Below are 15,267 nucleotides of genomic sequence, written 5' to 3'. Positions count from 1 at the left end.
GCGGCGCCGAGGCCGACGCGACCGCGGCTCAGGCGTCGATGATGACGGGGATGATGAGGGGCTTGCGGCGGTGGGTGCGGAACGCCCAGTTCGCCACGGCGCGGGCGATGAGTTGTTCGAGTTGGTGCGCGTCCCCGACGCCTTCCTCGGCCGCGGTCGCCAAGGTCTTCTCGATGACGGGGATGACCGCCTCGAAGGTGGTGTCGTCGTGGACGAAGCCCCGAGCCAGGAAGTCGGGGGCCTCGGCGAGCGCGCCGGTGTCCGCGTCGACGATCGCCACCACCGTGACCACGCCTTCGGCCGCGAGGGTGAGGCGGTCCTTGAGGGACGCTTCGGTGGCGCCGCCGACTTCCATGCCGTCCACATAGACGTTGCCGGCGGGGACCTTGCCGGTGATGGACGCGCGCCCGTCGACGAGGTCGACGACGACGCCGTCCTCGGCGATCACGACCCGTTCGGGGTCGACACCGGTACGGATGGCGAGGTCGGCGTTGGCCCGCAGATGGCGCCATTCCCCGTGCACGGGCATGACGTTGCGGGGTTTGACGATGTTGTAGCAGTAGACGAGTTCGCCGGCGCTGGCATGCCCGGAGACGTGCACCTTGGCGTTGCCCTTGTGGACCACGTGCGCGCCCCACCGCGTGAGTCCGTTGATCACCCGGTAGATGGCGTTCTCGTTGCCGGGGATGAGGGAGCTGGCGAGCAGGACGGTGTCCCCCTTGCCGATGCGGATCACGTGGTCCCGGTTGGCCATCCGGGACAGCGCGGCCATCGGTTCGCCCTGGGAGCCGGTGCACACCAGAGTGATCTTGTGGTCCGGGAGCTTCTCCAGCTCCTTGGTGCTCACCACCAGACCGGAGGGCACCTTCAGGTAGCCCAGGTCACGGGCGATGCCCATGTTGCGCACCATCGACCGGCCGACGAATGCGACCTTGCGGCCGTGCTGGTGGGCGGCGTCCAGGACCTGCTGGATACGGTGCACGTGGCTGGCGAAGCTGGAGACGATGACCCGGCGCGGCGCGGTGCGCATCACCTGCTCGATGGCCGGGTTCAGCTCCAGCTCGGAGGTGGTGAATCCGGGTACTTCGGCGTTGGTGGAGTCGGTGAGGAACAGGTCCACGCCCTCCTCGCCGAGGCGGGCGAAGGCGCGCAGATCGGTGATGCGGTCGTCGAGAGGGAACTGGTCCATCTTGAAGTCGCCGGTGTGCAGCACCATCCCGGCCCGGGTGCGGATCGCGACCGCGAGGCTGTCGGGGATGGAGTGGTTCACCGCCACGAACTCGCAGTCGAAGGGCCCGAAGCCACGCCGGTCGCCCTCCCGCACCCGCACCGTGCGAGGCCGAATGCCGTGCTCCTTGAGCTTGGCCTCAAGGAAGGCCAGCGTCAGCTTGGAGCCGACGACGGGAATGTCGGACCGCTCGCGCAGCAGGTAGGGGACACCGCCGATGTGGTCCTCGTGGCCGTGGGTGAGCACCACGGCCACGATGTCGTCCAGCCGGTCCCGGATCGAGGTGAAGTCCGGCAGGATCACGTCCACGCCGGGTTGGGTCTCCTCGGGGAACAGCACTCCGCAGTCGACGATGAGCAGCTTGCCGGCGTGCTCGAAGACGGTCATGTTGCGGCCGATCTCGCCCAGGCCGCCCAGGGCGATGACCCGCAGGCCTCCTTCGGGAAGCGGCGGGGCGGCTTTCAGCGCGGGGTGCGGATGACTCATGCCCTGACGGTACCCGCAGAGCGGGACAGGGCGATCCCGCCCGGGCGATCTTCTGTCTCGTCGGAGGGGCGCCCGCGAGAGACAAGAGGGTCTGACGGGTGAGCGAGACAGGATGCGACGCGGGGCTCCTGGCGCCCAAAGGTCACAGCCTTCGCTTCCGCAAAGTCGAACGGCTCTGGAGGTGGCCCGCCGACGCCCGTCCCGCCGCTGCCCGTCCGCGGCCGCCGTGCATCACCCGGGTTCGCCTGGGAACCCGGGGGACGCCCGGAGCAAGAACCACCAGCAGGAGGAGGCACGGCGCATGCCCAACCCGCAGCAGCCTGAAATACGGCGCGACGACAAGGGTGCCGCCACCCCCGAAGACAGCCGCCGGCTGAAGGCAGACCAGGCAGGCGGCGGGGCGAGCGGTCACGCGCATGGCACGGACAAGGGCGACAAGGGCGGCGGAGAGGGCGGCGGAGTGCCTCCGGCCCAGCAGCCCGATCACCCCTGAGTGCCATACGACACCTGCCGAACGGCCCCGTGGTGGGCCGTTCGGTGTATCCGGGGCTGACAAACGATCCGCCGGCTCATCACCGGCGTGGGGCGGCGTACGCATGCCCGAGCTGGTGCTCCGGATGACAGGGGCCGACGGATGGGCTGAGCTGTCTCCAAGCGTTTGAGACAACCGCGGTACAGGCACTCGCAGAGCCGGGCAGGAACGACAGCAGCCTGTGGGACGGAGCTACCTTCCATGCGCATCCTTGGCGTCAATGCCCTGTTCCACGACCCGGCCGCCGCCCTCGTCGCCGACGGCCGCACGGTCGCGGCGGCCGAAGAGGAGCGCTCGAGCCGCCGGGAGCACGGCATGGCACGGGTGAGGGAAGGAGCCCGATGACGACACGTCCGCGTCTGCTGGTCCTGCGCGCCCTGGGCCTGGGCGACTTCCTGGCCGGTGTACCGGCCCTGCGCGCGCTGCGCCGGGGTTTCCCGGACCACGAACTGGTGCTGGCCGCCCCGGAGGAGCTCGCCCCGGTGGCCGCGGCCACGGGAGCGGTCGACCGGCTGCTGACCGCCTCCGCTCCCGGCCGGGCCGTACCGCGCCGCCTGGACTGGACCGGCCCGCCGCCCGACGTCGCCGTCGACCTGCACGGCAACGGCCCGCCCAGCCACCGGCTCCTGCAGTCCCTGCACCCGCGCCGACTCCTCGCCTTCGCGCACCCCGGCACACCCGAGATCGACGGACCGCCCTGGTACGCCGAGGAACACGAACGGGACCGCTGGTGCCGTTTCCTGGAGGCGTACGGCATCCGCGCCGACGCGAGCGACCTGCGGCTGCCGCGCCCGACGGAACCGTCCCCCGCCCCCGGCGCGATCGTCCTGCACCCAGGCGCCGGAGCGCCCTCACGCTGCTGGCCCGTCGACCGGTACGCCACCGTGGCCACCGCCCTCGGCGAGCGCGGCCACCGGGTCGTGGTCACCGGAGGACCGGACGAGGAGGACCTCGTGGCGCGGCTGGCCAAGGAGGCCCGTCTGCCCGACACCGACGTGTTCGGCGGCGGCCTCCCCTTCGGGCGGCTCTCCGCCCTCGTGGCCGACGCCCGCGCCGTCGTCAGCGGCGACACCGGCATCGCCCACCTCGCCGTCGCCCACGCCACCCCTTCCGTCACCATGTTCGGCCCCGTGCCGCCCAGCCGCTGGGGCCCGCCCGCACATCCGCGCCACCAGGTCCTGTGGCGCCGGGGGCCGGCCGGCGACCCGCACGGGCGCCGCACCGACCCGGTCCTCCTCCGCATCCGCCCCGAGGACCTCCTGGACGCCCTCGACCGACTCCCCGAGGCGTCATGAGACAAGCCTCCGTCGGCGTCGTCATCGCCACCCACGACCGCGCGCCCACCCTCGCCCGCACCCTCCGGCGTCTCGCCTCCACCGACGTACGTGGCGTTCAGCGACGACGACTCCTGGTGGGCGCCGGGCGCCCTGAGCCGCGCGGCCGGCCTGCTCGACGCCCACCCGCGACTCTGCCTGATCTTTTCCCGCCGTCGTACGGACAATCAGCGTGACGGAACCAGCCGGGGCGGCCGCGGACCACGTCCCAGGGCTGGAGCCGGTACGCGATCGACGAGGACGTCCGCAGTGCCCGGTGAGTCGAGCGGGGTGGTGCGGAGCGGTCGGGGAGTCGGCGGTGGTGCGGGCATCGCCGGGCGCGGGGGCGGGGAGGGCCGTGGATGGCCCGGCGGCACGCCGCCGAAGCGGCGTCGGGGTCACCGCTGCGGAAGCCAGTAGTGGTCGATCCTGCGTGAGGGGTGCTTCTCGGGTGGGTGGGTGTCGTCGAAGCGGAAGGTGAGGCTGTTCATCACGCCCACGACGCCGTCCACCTTCCAGGTCAGCCGGAGCACCAGCGGGATGTCGCTGCGCTGTTCCAGGCAACCTTCCAGCATGGCCACGCCGTCGTGGACGGAGACGACGACCGTGTGGGGCGGCAGGGACATGGTGCGGGTCAGGACCTCGTCAATGATCTCCTGGCGGATCTCCTCGTCGGTCCGCAGGAAGACCCGTAGCAGGTCACGGCGGGTGGCGATGCCGATGAGGCGGTCCTCCTCGTCGACCACGGGCAGCCGTTCGACGTGATGACGCTCCATAACCCGGGCCGCGTCCGCGACACCTTGTTCCGGGTGCACTGTGATCGCAGGCGTCGACATCAACTGCCCGGCGGTGGTGGCACGCGCCTTGGCGGTCGTGCGCCGCGTCCTGCGGCGCAGTGCCGGGAGCCGGAAGCCGCGTCCCCGGTCCCGTTCGGCTTGCGCCGCCTGCCGGAGGATCAGGTCGGTCTCGGATATCACGCCCACGACCTTGTCGTCGGCGTCCAGCACCGGCAGGCCACTGATCCGGTGCCGGCCCAGCAGGCGCGCCACCTCCTTGAACGGCGTCTCCTGGCGGGCGCCGACGACCTCCCTGGTCATGACCTCGCCGACCGTGCAGGTCTTCATGGCTGTCCTCCCTCCTTCACGGCGCCATGCAGCGTGACGTGGTCTGTGGCGCGTACGGCGCGTACGGGCCTGACGGACACCGCGGGTCGTGGCCCCGCGATGTGCATCAAGGGCCGGAACTCGCGGGTTCGAGCGGCCGGTCCGGCCATTGTTGTCCCGTTGGACTGTCCCGGGTGACCGGCCCTGTGATGCCACTTCAGCCTCCCGTGCAACGACTTGAAGGGGCAGGGCCGGTCGTCCCGGACCGCCCGGGCCGACCCGTCCCCTTCTCAGCCGGCCGCGGAAGGACCGACGGGTCACGCCGTTTCGAGGGATCGAAGAGCAGGAGGCCGCCCCACCGTGGCGCGCGAGGGGCGGTGACGGAGGCAGTCCTGTCCGGCACTGCGGGATAACCTCCCTGCCACTCACGGCGAGAAGCACGGGGGCCGTGAAGCCCGAGGAAAGGGACCTCTGGTCCCTGCGCACGGCTCGGTGTTCGTAGCAGGCTTCAGAGCGGACACGCGGACACGCGGACGCCGAGGAGGCACAGGTCATGGACCGACACGTTGCCGTAGGGATCGACGGTTCTGCCGAGAGCCTCGCCGCCGCGCACTGGGCGGCCCGGGAGGCGCTGCGCCGCGGCGCGGAGCTGCAGATGGTGCACGCCTGGCAGGTGCACGCGCGTCCTCCGGCCTATGTGCCCATGGGCATGACCGAGCGCGGCTGGGCCAAGCAGATCCTGGCAGAGGCGTCGAACAGTGTCCGTGCCGCGCACCCCGCGCTGAGCATCGTCGACCGGCAGGTGAAGGAAGCACCGGTGGCCGTCCTGCTCGAAGCGGCCGAACGCGCCGACCTCCTGGTGCTCGGCTCCCGCGGTCTCGGCGGTGTCACGGGCTTCCTGCTCGGCTCGGTCTCCCAGCGGGTCCTCGCCAGGTCTTCGCGCCCCGTCGTCCTGGTCCGGGCAGGTGAGAGCTCCGCCGCCGAACACCTCCCGGCCCCCGACGGTGTCTCCCCGGAGGAGATCCCCGAGCTCCCGTACCGCGACATCGTCCTCGGCCTCGACACCGGCCAACCCTGCGACGACCTCGTCGAGTTCGCCTTCGCGGCGGCCCTGCGCCGCAGCACCGGGCTGCGCGTGGTCCACACCTTCACCGTCCCGCCGGGATACGCCACCGCCGACCGGGTCGTCCCGCCGCCCGGCCCGGAGTTGCTCGCGGAGCACGAACATGCCGTGGTCGCGGCGCTGCGCCCGTGGTGCGAGAAGTTCCCCGAGGTCGCCGTCACCGAGACGGTCGCCGAGGGCCGGGCGGCCACCGAACTGGTCCGTGCCGCTGCCGGGGCGGCCCTGGTGGTGGTGGGGCGCCGGATACGGGACAGCCGTCTCGGTACCCACACCGGTCCGGTCACTCACGCGGTGCTGCACCACGTCGGCTGCCCCGTCGCCGTTGTGCCCCACGTCTGAACCAGCATCAGCGCCGGGAGGTCATCGGCTTCTCCCATTCATCGAGGTCGGTAGTCGGCGCCGATTCGGACGGTTACGATCCGTTGCCTTCCCGCTGGGCTCGCCGCCGGGGTCGGGTCCCGCTCCTCGGCCTCCGCGATGGCCCCCCACTCGTCCTGCTCGGCCGCCAACGACTCCCGGGCCTGCCCGAAAGTGCGGTTCGGTTATGTTCCGGCAACGCCTCCTCCCGCTGTCCATGAGCGACAGTCTCCGCGACTGAGGACCACCAGCGATACCGTCAGCCGTCGGCAGAGACGGCCACGGCCCGCCGGCGCACCATGGTCAACTTCGGGGTTGTGTTGCGGGGTTCGGCTGTCGAGCGGCCTTGACCGGCCCCTTGGTCCGAGCCGGGCGCCTAGCGCGATGCCCTCGCGGTCGGCTCCGGCCTGAGGCACGCTCTGGGTGGTTCACCGCAGCCGCGTCCAGGGACCCGGAGCGCGCCTGCTCTTCGCAGCTGGGCGCTCTGGGGGAAATGCGGGCCCGCACTATGTGCGTTGAGGAGCCGGAGCACGCCGTACCCCGGCCGGGCGGTCACCGCCGGTGCATGGTCTCCAGCGCCTCCACCAGGACGTGCGGGTCGTGGTGTCCCTTGTAGACCTCGGGCGGGCGCCGGTCGAGGCCGAGGAGTTCGGCGACGGCGGTCCAGGCGGTGCGCACGGAGTACTCGACGGTGAAGACGACGTCGTCGGGTACTTCGGCGAACTGGCCGATGAAGGCGAGGTTCACCGAGCCCTCGGGCACCACGTGCGGTCGGTCGTCGCGCCGGCGGGCCAGGAACTGGCTGGTGATGTACGGCATCAGGCAGGGCACGACGGTGGAAGTCGCAAGGACGCGGTCGGTGAGGTCCTGGTCGAAGTGCAGGTGGTGCAGGACCTCCTGGAGGATCTCCCGGCCGGTGCATGCGGTCATCGCCTTGCCGGTGCGATTGCCTGGCCGGTCGGGGGACAGGCCGTAGCCCCACCAGACCGTCACGCCGTCGGGCTGGTCGCGGTAGACGGGCTGGTGGTTGGCGACGATGGTGAGCAGCCAGTTGGAGGCGGTGAAGGTCATCAGGCCGCCCTTGCCCGTCTCCCGGCCGCTGAACTTCTCCAGGGCGTCGAGGAAGGAGGGGTCGGTGGCGGTGACGGTGAACGACTCCCATCGGGAGGCGGGGATGTTCTTGTCGAAGGTGTCCGGGTTGCCGAAGCCGTGGTGCGCCCTTGCCAGCCGGTGCCACAGCAACCAGGCGTCCGATCGCCGCGGGTGCGGTGGGGGAGCGGTGGTGTGCGAGCCGAGGCTGGAGGAGTCGGTCATGGAGCCGTTGGTGATCAGGACGAGGTCCTGGGGCGCCACGTGGATGCGCTCATGGCGGCCGCTGCGGTCCAGCCGGATGACTTCGACCCGGGTTCCGGGGCCCGGTGCGAGGTCCAGGTCCGTCACCGAGCAGCCGGTGTGGATGGTGACGCCCTGCTCGGCCAGCCACGCCTGCAATGGGCGGACGATCGAGTCGTACTGGTTGTAGCGGGTGCGTTGGATGCCCGTCATCGAGGCGAACGACGGGAAGAGGTGGATGAACCGCTTGAGGTAGCGGCGGAACTCGATCGCGCTGTGCCAGGGCTGGAAGGCGAACGTGGTGCACCACATGTACCAGAAGTTCGTGGTGAAGAAGTGTTCGCCGAAGCAGTCGTTGATCTTCTTGCCGTCCAGCATTCCCTCCGGGGTCGCCAGGCACTTCACCAGCTCCAGCCGGTCGCGCTCGGAGAACCCCATGGACCGGACGTCGGTGATCTTCCCGTCCGCGTCGACGAGGCGTGCGGCGTCGTCCCAGCCGAACTCCTCGTATGCGGCGAGGAGGTCCTCGGTCACCGACACCGACGGATCATCGAGGGTGGGGATGGTGGACAGCAGGTCGTAGGTGCAGCGGAATTCGGCTTCGAACATCCGCCCGCCGCGCATGGTGTAGCCGGCCTCGGGCGTTCCGCCGGCGTCCAGGCTGCCGCCTGTGCGTTCCTGCTGTTCGAAGAGGTGGATGTCGCCGCCGTCGAATCCGCCGTCGCGGATCAGGAACGTGGCGGCGGCGAGCGCCGCGATACCGCTGCCCACCAGATAAGCCTTCGCCATCACAAAACTCCTCGTTCTGCCTGTTGATCGGGAACCGCACACCATCAGCGTTTCCGGTGGCAGTGAGCGCCGTCAGTGGGCCGTTGGTCACCCGAGGGTGCCGCATGGCCCGGCAGGTGGGCTCCCCGTGCGAGGGCGCTTCACGCTCACCGACCGTGGGCTCCCCGTGCGGGGCGCTTCACGCTCACCGACGCCGCGGGCCAGCGGGAATCGCAGAGGCCCGGTCGGTGGACCGCCGCCGACCGGGCCCGCATTCATCGCGTACTCACGCCGGGTGAGAGTCCGCCGTCGGACCGCTTCCTTCGGCAGGACGCGGGATACCGGGGCCGCCGCGCCATGGCGGGGCCGCCGTCCGGTGGTCGTCGTGTCCGGCGCGGGCCGCCTTGTCGATCTGGCGGCGCAGACGGTCCTGGAGCTGGTCGACGACTTCCCGGCCGGTGGCCTCTTCGGCGAGCACGACGACTTCTCGCCTTCCGACGTGCAGGGCGGCTGTCGCCGTCCAAGGACGGTCCGCGTGGTGAGCGGCTGCTCGCGTGATCCGCACCTTGCCGGAGGCGGCGGGCAGTCCCGGCCGACCCACGACAGCGTCGATCTTCGTGCGGGCGTACGAGAGGGTCTCCTCGTCCACCTCGCCTTCCGAACGCAGCAGCACGGTGGGGGCGGCGGCCTGGGTGTCATTGCTGGTCATGCCAATTTCCTCTCCTGGAGTTCGGTGGGACGTCCGGCGTTCAGGCCGTCGGGCCGGGCAGCCACAGGTCGGGGCCGAAAACCTCGTAGCGGATGCGCTGCGGGGGAACTCCGGCGCTCAGCAGCTGTGCGCGGATGTCGCGCATGAACGGCAGCGGGCCGCACAGGAACACGGTGGCGTTCTCGGACAGTTCGATGCCGTCGAGGTTCATCAGGCCCTCGCGGGCGTCGGGTTCCTCCGGGCTCGGGTGCTCGTACCAGAAGATGGCGCGGGCGCCCGGCAGTTGCCCGACCAGCTCGGTTGTCTCGGTGCGCAGGGCGTGGTCGGAGGGGGAGCGGTCGGCGTGCAGGACCAGCACCGGGCGGGTCGAGCCGAGGGCGGTGAGCTGGGCCAGGATGCTGGTCATGGGGGTGCCGCCGATGCCTGCGGAGACCAGGACGACCGGCGTGCTGGCGTCGGCTGCGTCGAGGAAGACGTCGCCGAAGGGCGGGGACAGCGTCAGTTCGTCGCCCTCGTGGATCTGGTCGTGCAGCAGGTTGGAGACCTCGCCGTCCGGCGTGTCGGCCGTGCCGGCGACTCGCTTGACGGTGATGCGCCGCAGGCCCCCGCCCGGGTCGGAGGAGAGGCTGTACTGGCGCAGCTGGTGGACGCCGTCGGCCATCAGGACCCGCACGCTGACGTACTGGCCCGCCCGCGCACGCGGGGCCGGCCGGCCGTCGGCCGGTTGGAGCAGGAAGGAGACCACTTCTGGGGTCTCGGTGCGGCGCTCGACGACCGTCCACCGCCGCCAGATCTGGCCGGGCTCCACGCCCGCGTCCTGGTACAGGCGGGCCTCCCGGCCGATCAGGGCACCGGCCATCAGCCAGTAGACCTCGTCCCAGGCGGCCGCCACCTCCGGGGTCACCGCGTCGCCGAGCACCTCGGCTATCGCCCCGAACAGGTACTTGTGCACGATCGTGTACTGGTCTTCGGTGACGCCGACAGCGGCGTGCTTGTGCGCGATCCGGTCCAGCAGGACGTCCGGGCGCGTGTCCGGGGCGTCGAGCAGCGCGGTCGCGAACCCGGCGATCGAGCCTGCCAGCGCGCGTCGCTGGGCTCCGCTGGCCTGGTTGCCGCGGTTGAACATCCCGTCGAGCAGTTCCGGCCGGTCGCGGAACATCGCGCCGTAGAAGCGGGTGGTGATCTCGTCGAGCGCGCCGGCCACGGCGGGCAAGGTGGCACGGATGACGGCGGCGGATTCTGCGGACAGCATGAAGCCTCCCAGACAGGGGGGTGGGGTGGAAGGACGCCGCATCGCATCCGGCGGCATCTCCTGTGTAGCAGGCACGTGACCGGGTTTCGGCGCTGTCGAGCGGCGCTGGGCGAACAGGGGCCGAACGGCCCCATGGATTCAGGCACATCGGTCCCACGACCCGCACCGTCGCAGGGCCGCACGGCACCGGGATGACCGACTGTCGGCTCTGTCTGTGGCAGCCGTTCCGGGTGAGCGCCGGCGGCGATCGCCAGGCGCTGCGCAAGCCGCACGTTGAGGGAGATGGACCTCCGGGCGGTCTACTGTTCGCGGTGCCACTGCCGGTATGCGGCCACCGCCGTCGGCAGAGTGGGAAAGATCCGTTCGCGGCCGACGGACTCCGCCAAGCCGTACGCCGTCAGGTCGTCCAGCAGGTCCTGCTTGACGCGGGCGAGGGCGAAGACGATGCCGCGGTGCGCAAGTTCGCGGCGGAGTGCGTCGACCGAGTCCAGGGCGGTGATGTCGACCTCCACATTCGCCTCGGTGTTGAGAACGAACCAGCGGACCGGTTCGGTCTGTTCGTCCACAGCGGCCAGGGCCCGGCGGCGGAAGTTCTCGGCGTTGGCGAAGAACAGCGGGGAGTCGTAGCGGTAGACGAGCAGGCCGGGGATGGTGCGGGCCTGGGGGTAGTCGTCGATGTCGTGCATGCCGGCCACACCGGGGACGATGCCCTGGACGGCGTCGTGCGGGCGGGCCACCCGGGTGAGCAGTTCGGCCACGGACAGGCCGACGGCGACCAGCACGCCGTACAGGATGTCCAGGGCGAGAACCCCGGCCAGGCAGCCGAGCGCCAGCAGGAGTTCCCGACGGCGAAAGGATGCCAGCCGCCGGAACCCTGTCAGGTCGATCATGCGGACGGCCGCGTAGACGACGAGCGCCCCGAGGATCGCCGTGGGGGTGCGGGAGAGCAGCGGGCTCAGGAAGAGCAGGACCGCGAGGACGGCCGCGCCGGCGACCAGTGCGTACGCCTGGCTGTGCCCGCCTGCTGATGAGGCGAGCGCGGTTCGGCTGGCGCTGCTGCTGACCGGGAATCCGTGCAGTGTGCCCGCGCCGAGGTTGGCCGCGCCCATAGCGAGGAACTCCTGGTTGGCGTCGAGCCCGGAACCCTTGTCGTCGCGCGTGGTGAAGGCCCGTGCGGTGAGGATGAAGTCGGTGTAGCCCACCAGGAGGAGGCCCAGGGCGGCCAGGATCAGGTGCGGCAGTTCGGTCAGGTCCGGCAGGGCCACGGCGGGCAGGCCCGACGGGACGTCGCCGATCACCTTGATGCCGAAGTGGTCGTCGAGGTCGAACAGGGATACGGCCGCCGTGGCGAGGACCACGACGAGGAGGGGGCCGGGAACGGCGCGGTGGAAGCGGGCCACCGTGAAGAGGACGCCGAGCGCCACCATGGCGAACAGGGCCGTGGCCACGTGGACGTGTGACAGGTTCCGTACGCAGGACCACAGGGTTGCGAAGAAGGCCGAGCCCGTCGTCGGGACACCGATGAGTTTGGGAAGCTGGTCCACGATCATGATCAGCGCGACGCCCGCCAGATACCCGATCAGCACCGGCCGGGACAGCAGATCCGCGACGAAGCCGAGCCGCGCCGCCCATGCCAGCACGCACAGCAGACCGACCGCGATCGCGAGGGTCGCCGCCAGCGTCGCGTAACGGGCCGGATCTCCGGCGGCGAGCGGCCCGACCACCGTCGCCGTCATCAGCGCGGTCGTCGACTCCGGGCCGACCGAGAGCAGGCGGGAGGAGCCGAGCAGGGCGTACAGGGCGAGCGCGGGCAGGATCGCCCACAGCCCGGCGACCGGCGGCAGGCCGGCCACGCCCGCGTACGCCATCACCTGGGGCACGAGATACGCGGCCACTGTCACTCCGGCCAGGACGTCGCCTCTCAGCCACGAGCGCCGATAGCCGAGCAGCGTGCCGAGTCCGGGCACCAGACGTCGCCATTGTGAAGCACGGTCGACCGAGCTCTGGAACATGATCCTCCTTGGGGCGAAGGACTCAGGATCCTCCGGACTCCTGGCCGGCCGCGAGGTGCCGAACGGCCGCGAGGCATCTTCTGCCAGCACAGCGCTGCTGGTCGACATGGCGGGCAGGGGCCGCCAACACTTCCTTGGGGAACAGATCGCGACGAGCACTCTGACCGAGGCTGGGTGCGCCTGGACGCCACCGCTCGCACGCACCGCTGTGTCGTCGGTCGGCGTCGCCGGACGCTGCGATATTGAGAACAGCGGTCGGCTCATGGGGCCTATCGGCCCCCGAAAGGGGACCTGCGGTCTCTGCACCGTGCCGTTCCCCCACCACCACCCTGGGATCGGAACCCCGATTCAGGAGGTGGACATCAATGTCCCGCACCGTCACCGTGGGCCTCGACGGCTCGCTCGAGAGTCGTGCTGCTGCCGAGTGGGCGGCCCGTGAAGCGAAGCTGCGCGGCCTGCCGGTGAAGCTCGTGCACGTCTGGGAGCCCGTCCCGGAGCCCATCGCGCAGGCCCCGCTCCTGGGTGCTGAGACGCAGCAGCACTGGAGCGAGCGGATTCCGCGTGAGGCGGCTGAGGGACTCCGCCTGCGTCACCCGGGTGTGGACGTGGTCATGGAGCAGATTTCCGGCAGGCCGACGGACGCTCTGGCGGAGGCTGCGAAGGATGCTGAGTTGCTGGTCCTCGGCTCCCGCGGGCTGAGCGGGATCGGGGGATTCCTCGTCGGGTCTGTTGGAGCGGCCGTGATCGCTCGCACCGAGACTCCCGTCGTCCTCGTGCGATCCGGCGAGCAGGCCGCCGACGAGCATGAGAAGGACCCTGTGGGCATCCCGTCCGCCGCCACCGCGTACCGCCCCGTGGTGCTCGGCCTCGACACCGACCACCCCGACGACACGGTGATCGCCTTCGCGTTCGATGAGGCCGCCCGACGGCAGACGTCCCTGCGGGTCGTGCACAGCTGGATCCTGCCGCCCTACTACGTCTCCAGCCTGCCCGCCGCCCCCGAGATAGGCGCGGAACTAGGCCGGCAGGACGCCGCCGCCCTGACCAAGGTCCTGAGCCCCTGGCGGCAGAAGTACCCGGCCGTCGAGGTCCTTGAGGAGTCCCGCCTCGGCAGCCCCGCCAACCACGTCATCGACGCCTCCCGCGAGGCATCGCTGGTCGTCGTCGGCCGCCGTATCCGCCGCAGCCCGATCGGCGCCCACATCGGACCCGTCACCCACGCCGTACTGCACCACGCCACCGCCCCTGTCGCCGTCGTCGCGCACGACTGAACTACCAACTGAGGGAGTGCAGATCATGAACGCACCGGCCGAACAAGCCCTTGCTGGGCCCCTGGTCGTGGGCGTGGACGGCTCCGAGCCGAGCCTGCGCGCCGTCGACTGGGCGGCCGACGAGGCCGCGCTGCGCGCAGTGCCGCTGCGGGTGGTGTACGCCTGCCTGTGGGAGCGGTACGAGGGGGCCGCCCTCGCCCGGGACATCGGCAAACCGACCGCGCTGCCCTTGGCCCAGGACGTCGTTGGCGCCGCCGCTCAGCGGGCCCGCGACCGGCACCCCGACCTGCAGGTGAGCGCCGACGTGGTGTTCGAGGAGCCGGAGTACGCCCTGGTCCGCGAGGCCCGGCACGCCTCCGCGCTGGTCGTGGGCACCCGCGGTCGCAGCGGCATCGCCGAGATGCTGCTCGGCTCCGTCAGTCTGGCCGTCGCCGCCCACGCAGACTGCCCGGTGATCGTGCTGCGCGGCAGCCACGACAACCAGGCGACGCCGCCCGTCCACGGACGGGTCGTCGTGGGCGTCGGCGAGGACGCGAAGGAGTCGGCGGCGGTGCGCTTCGCCGCCGAGGAGGCCCGGCGACGCGGGGTGCCGCTGGAGGCCGTCCGGGCCTGGCGGTGTCCCGCGCATGAGACCACCGGCCATCCCCTGCTCGCAGGGGACCCCGCCCGGCTGCACGAGGAGGGGGCCGCGGAGGAGCTGGAAGCGGCGCTGCAGGACGTCCCGGAGAACGTCGAGGTGCACCGGCGCACCGTCGAAGGCCACGCCCGCCGGGTGCTGGTGGACGCCTCGCACCGTGCCGACCTCCTGGTCGTCGGCGCCACGCGCCACGAAGGGCACTTGGGGCTCCAGCTCGGGCGGATCGCCCACGCCGTGCTGCACCACTCCGCCTGCCCGGTCGCCGTCGTTCCGCACCAGGCGCACGACGCCTGACGGGCGCCCCAGAGGCTCGCCGCGTGATCGGGGACAGAGGTCTGCGATCACGCGGCGGGCGCTCATAGCCCGTCGACGGCGGCCGTTCCGGCAGCTCCAACACCGGCGGCTGCGCCTCGCGATACGGCACAGAATCGAGCAGATGTGCGATCATGCTCGGCCGGGCCCGCCGCTTGTCATCGCTCTCGACCACGTACCACGGTGCCTCGGCAAGTCGGTGTGCACCATCATCTCGTCCTTCGCCCGGGAGTACGCCTCCCAGCGGGCGATCGACTCCAGGTCCATCGTCGACAGCTTCCAGCGCCGCACCGGATCCTGCAGCCGCCGCCGGAACCGCTCCTGCTGCTCGATGTCGCTCACCGAGAACCAGTACTTGCGCAGCAGGATCCCGTCCTCCACCAGCATCCGCTCGAAGATCGGGCACTGGCGCAGGAACAGCTGGTTCTCCTCCTTCGTGCAGAAGCCCATCTCGTGCTCCACGCCGGTCTGGTTGTACCAGGAGCGGCCGAACAGCACGATCTCTCCGGCGGCCGGCAGATGTTCGACGTAGCGGTGGAAGTACCACTGGGTGCGCTCGCGCAAGGTCGGCTTGGGCTGTGCCGCGATCCGGGCGACGCGAGGGTTGAGGTCGTCGAAGACCGGGACAGCACCGTAGCGACCGGCAGGAAGTGGCGCACCCCTATCCGTGTACGGCAGCCGAGCGGCGGTTTGGTGGGTCTCGGGTCGAGCCTGCCGAGCCGACCGGCGAAATGTTGGGGCCGACCGGTCCTCACATCGCCCCCGGACAGCCCATGGGCCACCCGCCCGATCCGCCGGATGCTCGAAGTGTCAAGAGGTTTGGAGGAGTCCC

Annotated in this window: 11 protein-coding genes and 3 pseudogenes; 7 read left to right on the top strand and 7 right to left on the bottom strand. The window is 71.1% G+C overall.

Annotated features, from left to right (window positions below):
* Positions 1-28: 28 nt before the first annotated feature.
* Positions 29-1,714, bottom strand: a complete 1,686-nt coding sequence (locus tag EV567_RS07510) for a ribonuclease J (protein ID WP_130437861.1) — start codon at positions 1,712-1,714, stop codon at positions 29-31.
* 301 nt (positions 1,715-2,015) lie between these two features.
* Between EV567_RS07510 and EV567_RS07505 the strand changes: the two genes are divergently transcribed.
* From EV567_RS07505 to EV567_RS28575, 4 genes and pseudogenes are all read left to right on the top strand, one after another.
* On the top strand, positions 2,016-2,207 hold the full coding sequence (locus EV567_RS07505) for a hypothetical protein (RefSeq protein WP_130437860.1): 192 nt from the start codon (positions 2,016-2,018) through the stop codon (positions 2,205-2,207).
* A 240-nt stretch (positions 2,208-2,447) separates the two neighbouring features.
* Positions 2,448-2,561, top strand: a pseudogene (locus tag EV567_RS07500) (carbamoyltransferase N-terminal domain-containing protein); the annotation flags it as partial.
* A 26-nt stretch (positions 2,562-2,587) separates the two neighbouring features.
* Entirely contained in the window at positions 2,588-3,541 is a 954-nt protein-coding gene (locus EV567_RS07495; protein ID WP_130437859.1) for a glycosyltransferase family 9 protein, read from the top strand.
* 87 nt (positions 3,542-3,628) lie between these two features.
* Positions 3,629-3,733, top strand: a pseudogene (locus EV567_RS28575) (glycosyltransferase family 2 protein); the annotation flags it as partial.
* A 224-nt stretch (positions 3,734-3,957) separates the two neighbouring features.
* Here EV567_RS28575 and EV567_RS07485 read toward each other — a convergent pair.
* Complete coding sequence (locus EV567_RS07485) at positions 3,958-4,683, bottom strand: CBS domain-containing protein (RefSeq protein ID WP_130437858.1); 726 nt, start codon at positions 4,681-4,683, stop codon at positions 3,958-3,960.
* Between the two features lie 532 nt (positions 4,684-5,215).
* Between EV567_RS07485 and EV567_RS07480 the strand changes: the two genes are divergently transcribed.
* A complete protein-coding gene (locus tag EV567_RS07480) occupies positions 5,216-6,124 on the top strand; it encodes a universal stress protein (RefSeq protein WP_130437857.1) in 909 nt (302 codons plus the stop codon).
* Positions 6,125-6,694: 570 nt separating this feature from the next.
* Here EV567_RS07480 and EV567_RS07475 read toward each other — a convergent pair.
* The 4 genes from EV567_RS07475 to EV567_RS07460 all read right to left on the bottom strand — a co-directional run bounded on the left by EV567_RS07475 (position 6,695) and on the right by EV567_RS07460 (position 12,215).
* Positions 6,695-8,263, bottom strand: a complete 1,569-nt coding sequence (locus tag EV567_RS07475) for an oleate hydratase (protein ID WP_130437856.1) — start codon at positions 8,261-8,263, stop codon at positions 6,695-6,697.
* 265 nt (positions 8,264-8,528) lie between these two features.
* Positions 8,529-8,951, bottom strand: coding sequence for a hypothetical protein (locus EV567_RS07470; protein ID WP_130437855.1), 423 nt, complete (start codon positions 8,949-8,951; stop codon positions 8,529-8,531).
* Positions 8,952-8,991: 40 nt separating this feature from the next.
* Positions 8,992-10,203: a globin domain-containing protein gene (locus tag EV567_RS07465; RefSeq protein WP_130437854.1), complete on the bottom strand. Its 1,212-nt coding sequence runs from the start codon at positions 10,201-10,203 to the stop codon at positions 8,992-8,994.
* A gap of 299 nt (positions 10,204-10,502) precedes the next feature.
* On the bottom strand, positions 10,503-12,215 hold the full coding sequence (locus tag EV567_RS07460; RefSeq protein WP_130437853.1) for a SulP family inorganic anion transporter: 1,713 nt from the start codon (positions 12,213-12,215) through the stop codon (positions 10,503-10,505).
* A gap of 365 nt (positions 12,216-12,580) precedes the next feature.
* Here EV567_RS07460 and EV567_RS07455 point away from each other — a divergent pair, with 365 nt between their 5' ends.
* Together EV567_RS07455 and EV567_RS07450 are read left to right on the top strand one after the other, a co-directional pair.
* Positions 12,581-13,486 carry a universal stress protein gene (locus tag EV567_RS07455; protein ID WP_130437852.1) on the top strand — a complete coding sequence of 302 codons (906 nt, stop codon included), beginning with the start codon at positions 12,581-12,583 and terminating at the stop codon, positions 13,484-13,486.
* A 25-nt stretch (positions 13,487-13,511) separates the two neighbouring features.
* Positions 13,512-14,417, top strand: a complete 906-nt coding sequence (locus EV567_RS07450) for a universal stress protein (protein ID WP_130437851.1) — start codon at positions 13,512-13,514, stop codon at positions 14,415-14,417.
* 11 nt (positions 14,418-14,428) lie between these two features.
* Here the strand turns inward: EV567_RS07450 and EV567_RS07445 are convergent.
* A pseudogene (locus EV567_RS07445) lies at positions 14,429-15,050 on the bottom strand (polyphosphate kinase 2); the annotation flags it as partial.
* Positions 15,051-15,267 lie beyond the last annotated feature (217 nt).

It is taken from the genome of Streptomyces sp. BK239, from assembly GCF_004217285.1.
Lineage (GTDB): Bacteria > Actinomycetota > Actinomycetes > Streptomycetales > Streptomycetaceae > Streptomyces.
The sequence above is the reverse complement of the archived record's forward strand: the minus strand, read 5'-3'. Positions and strand labels throughout refer to the sequence as shown.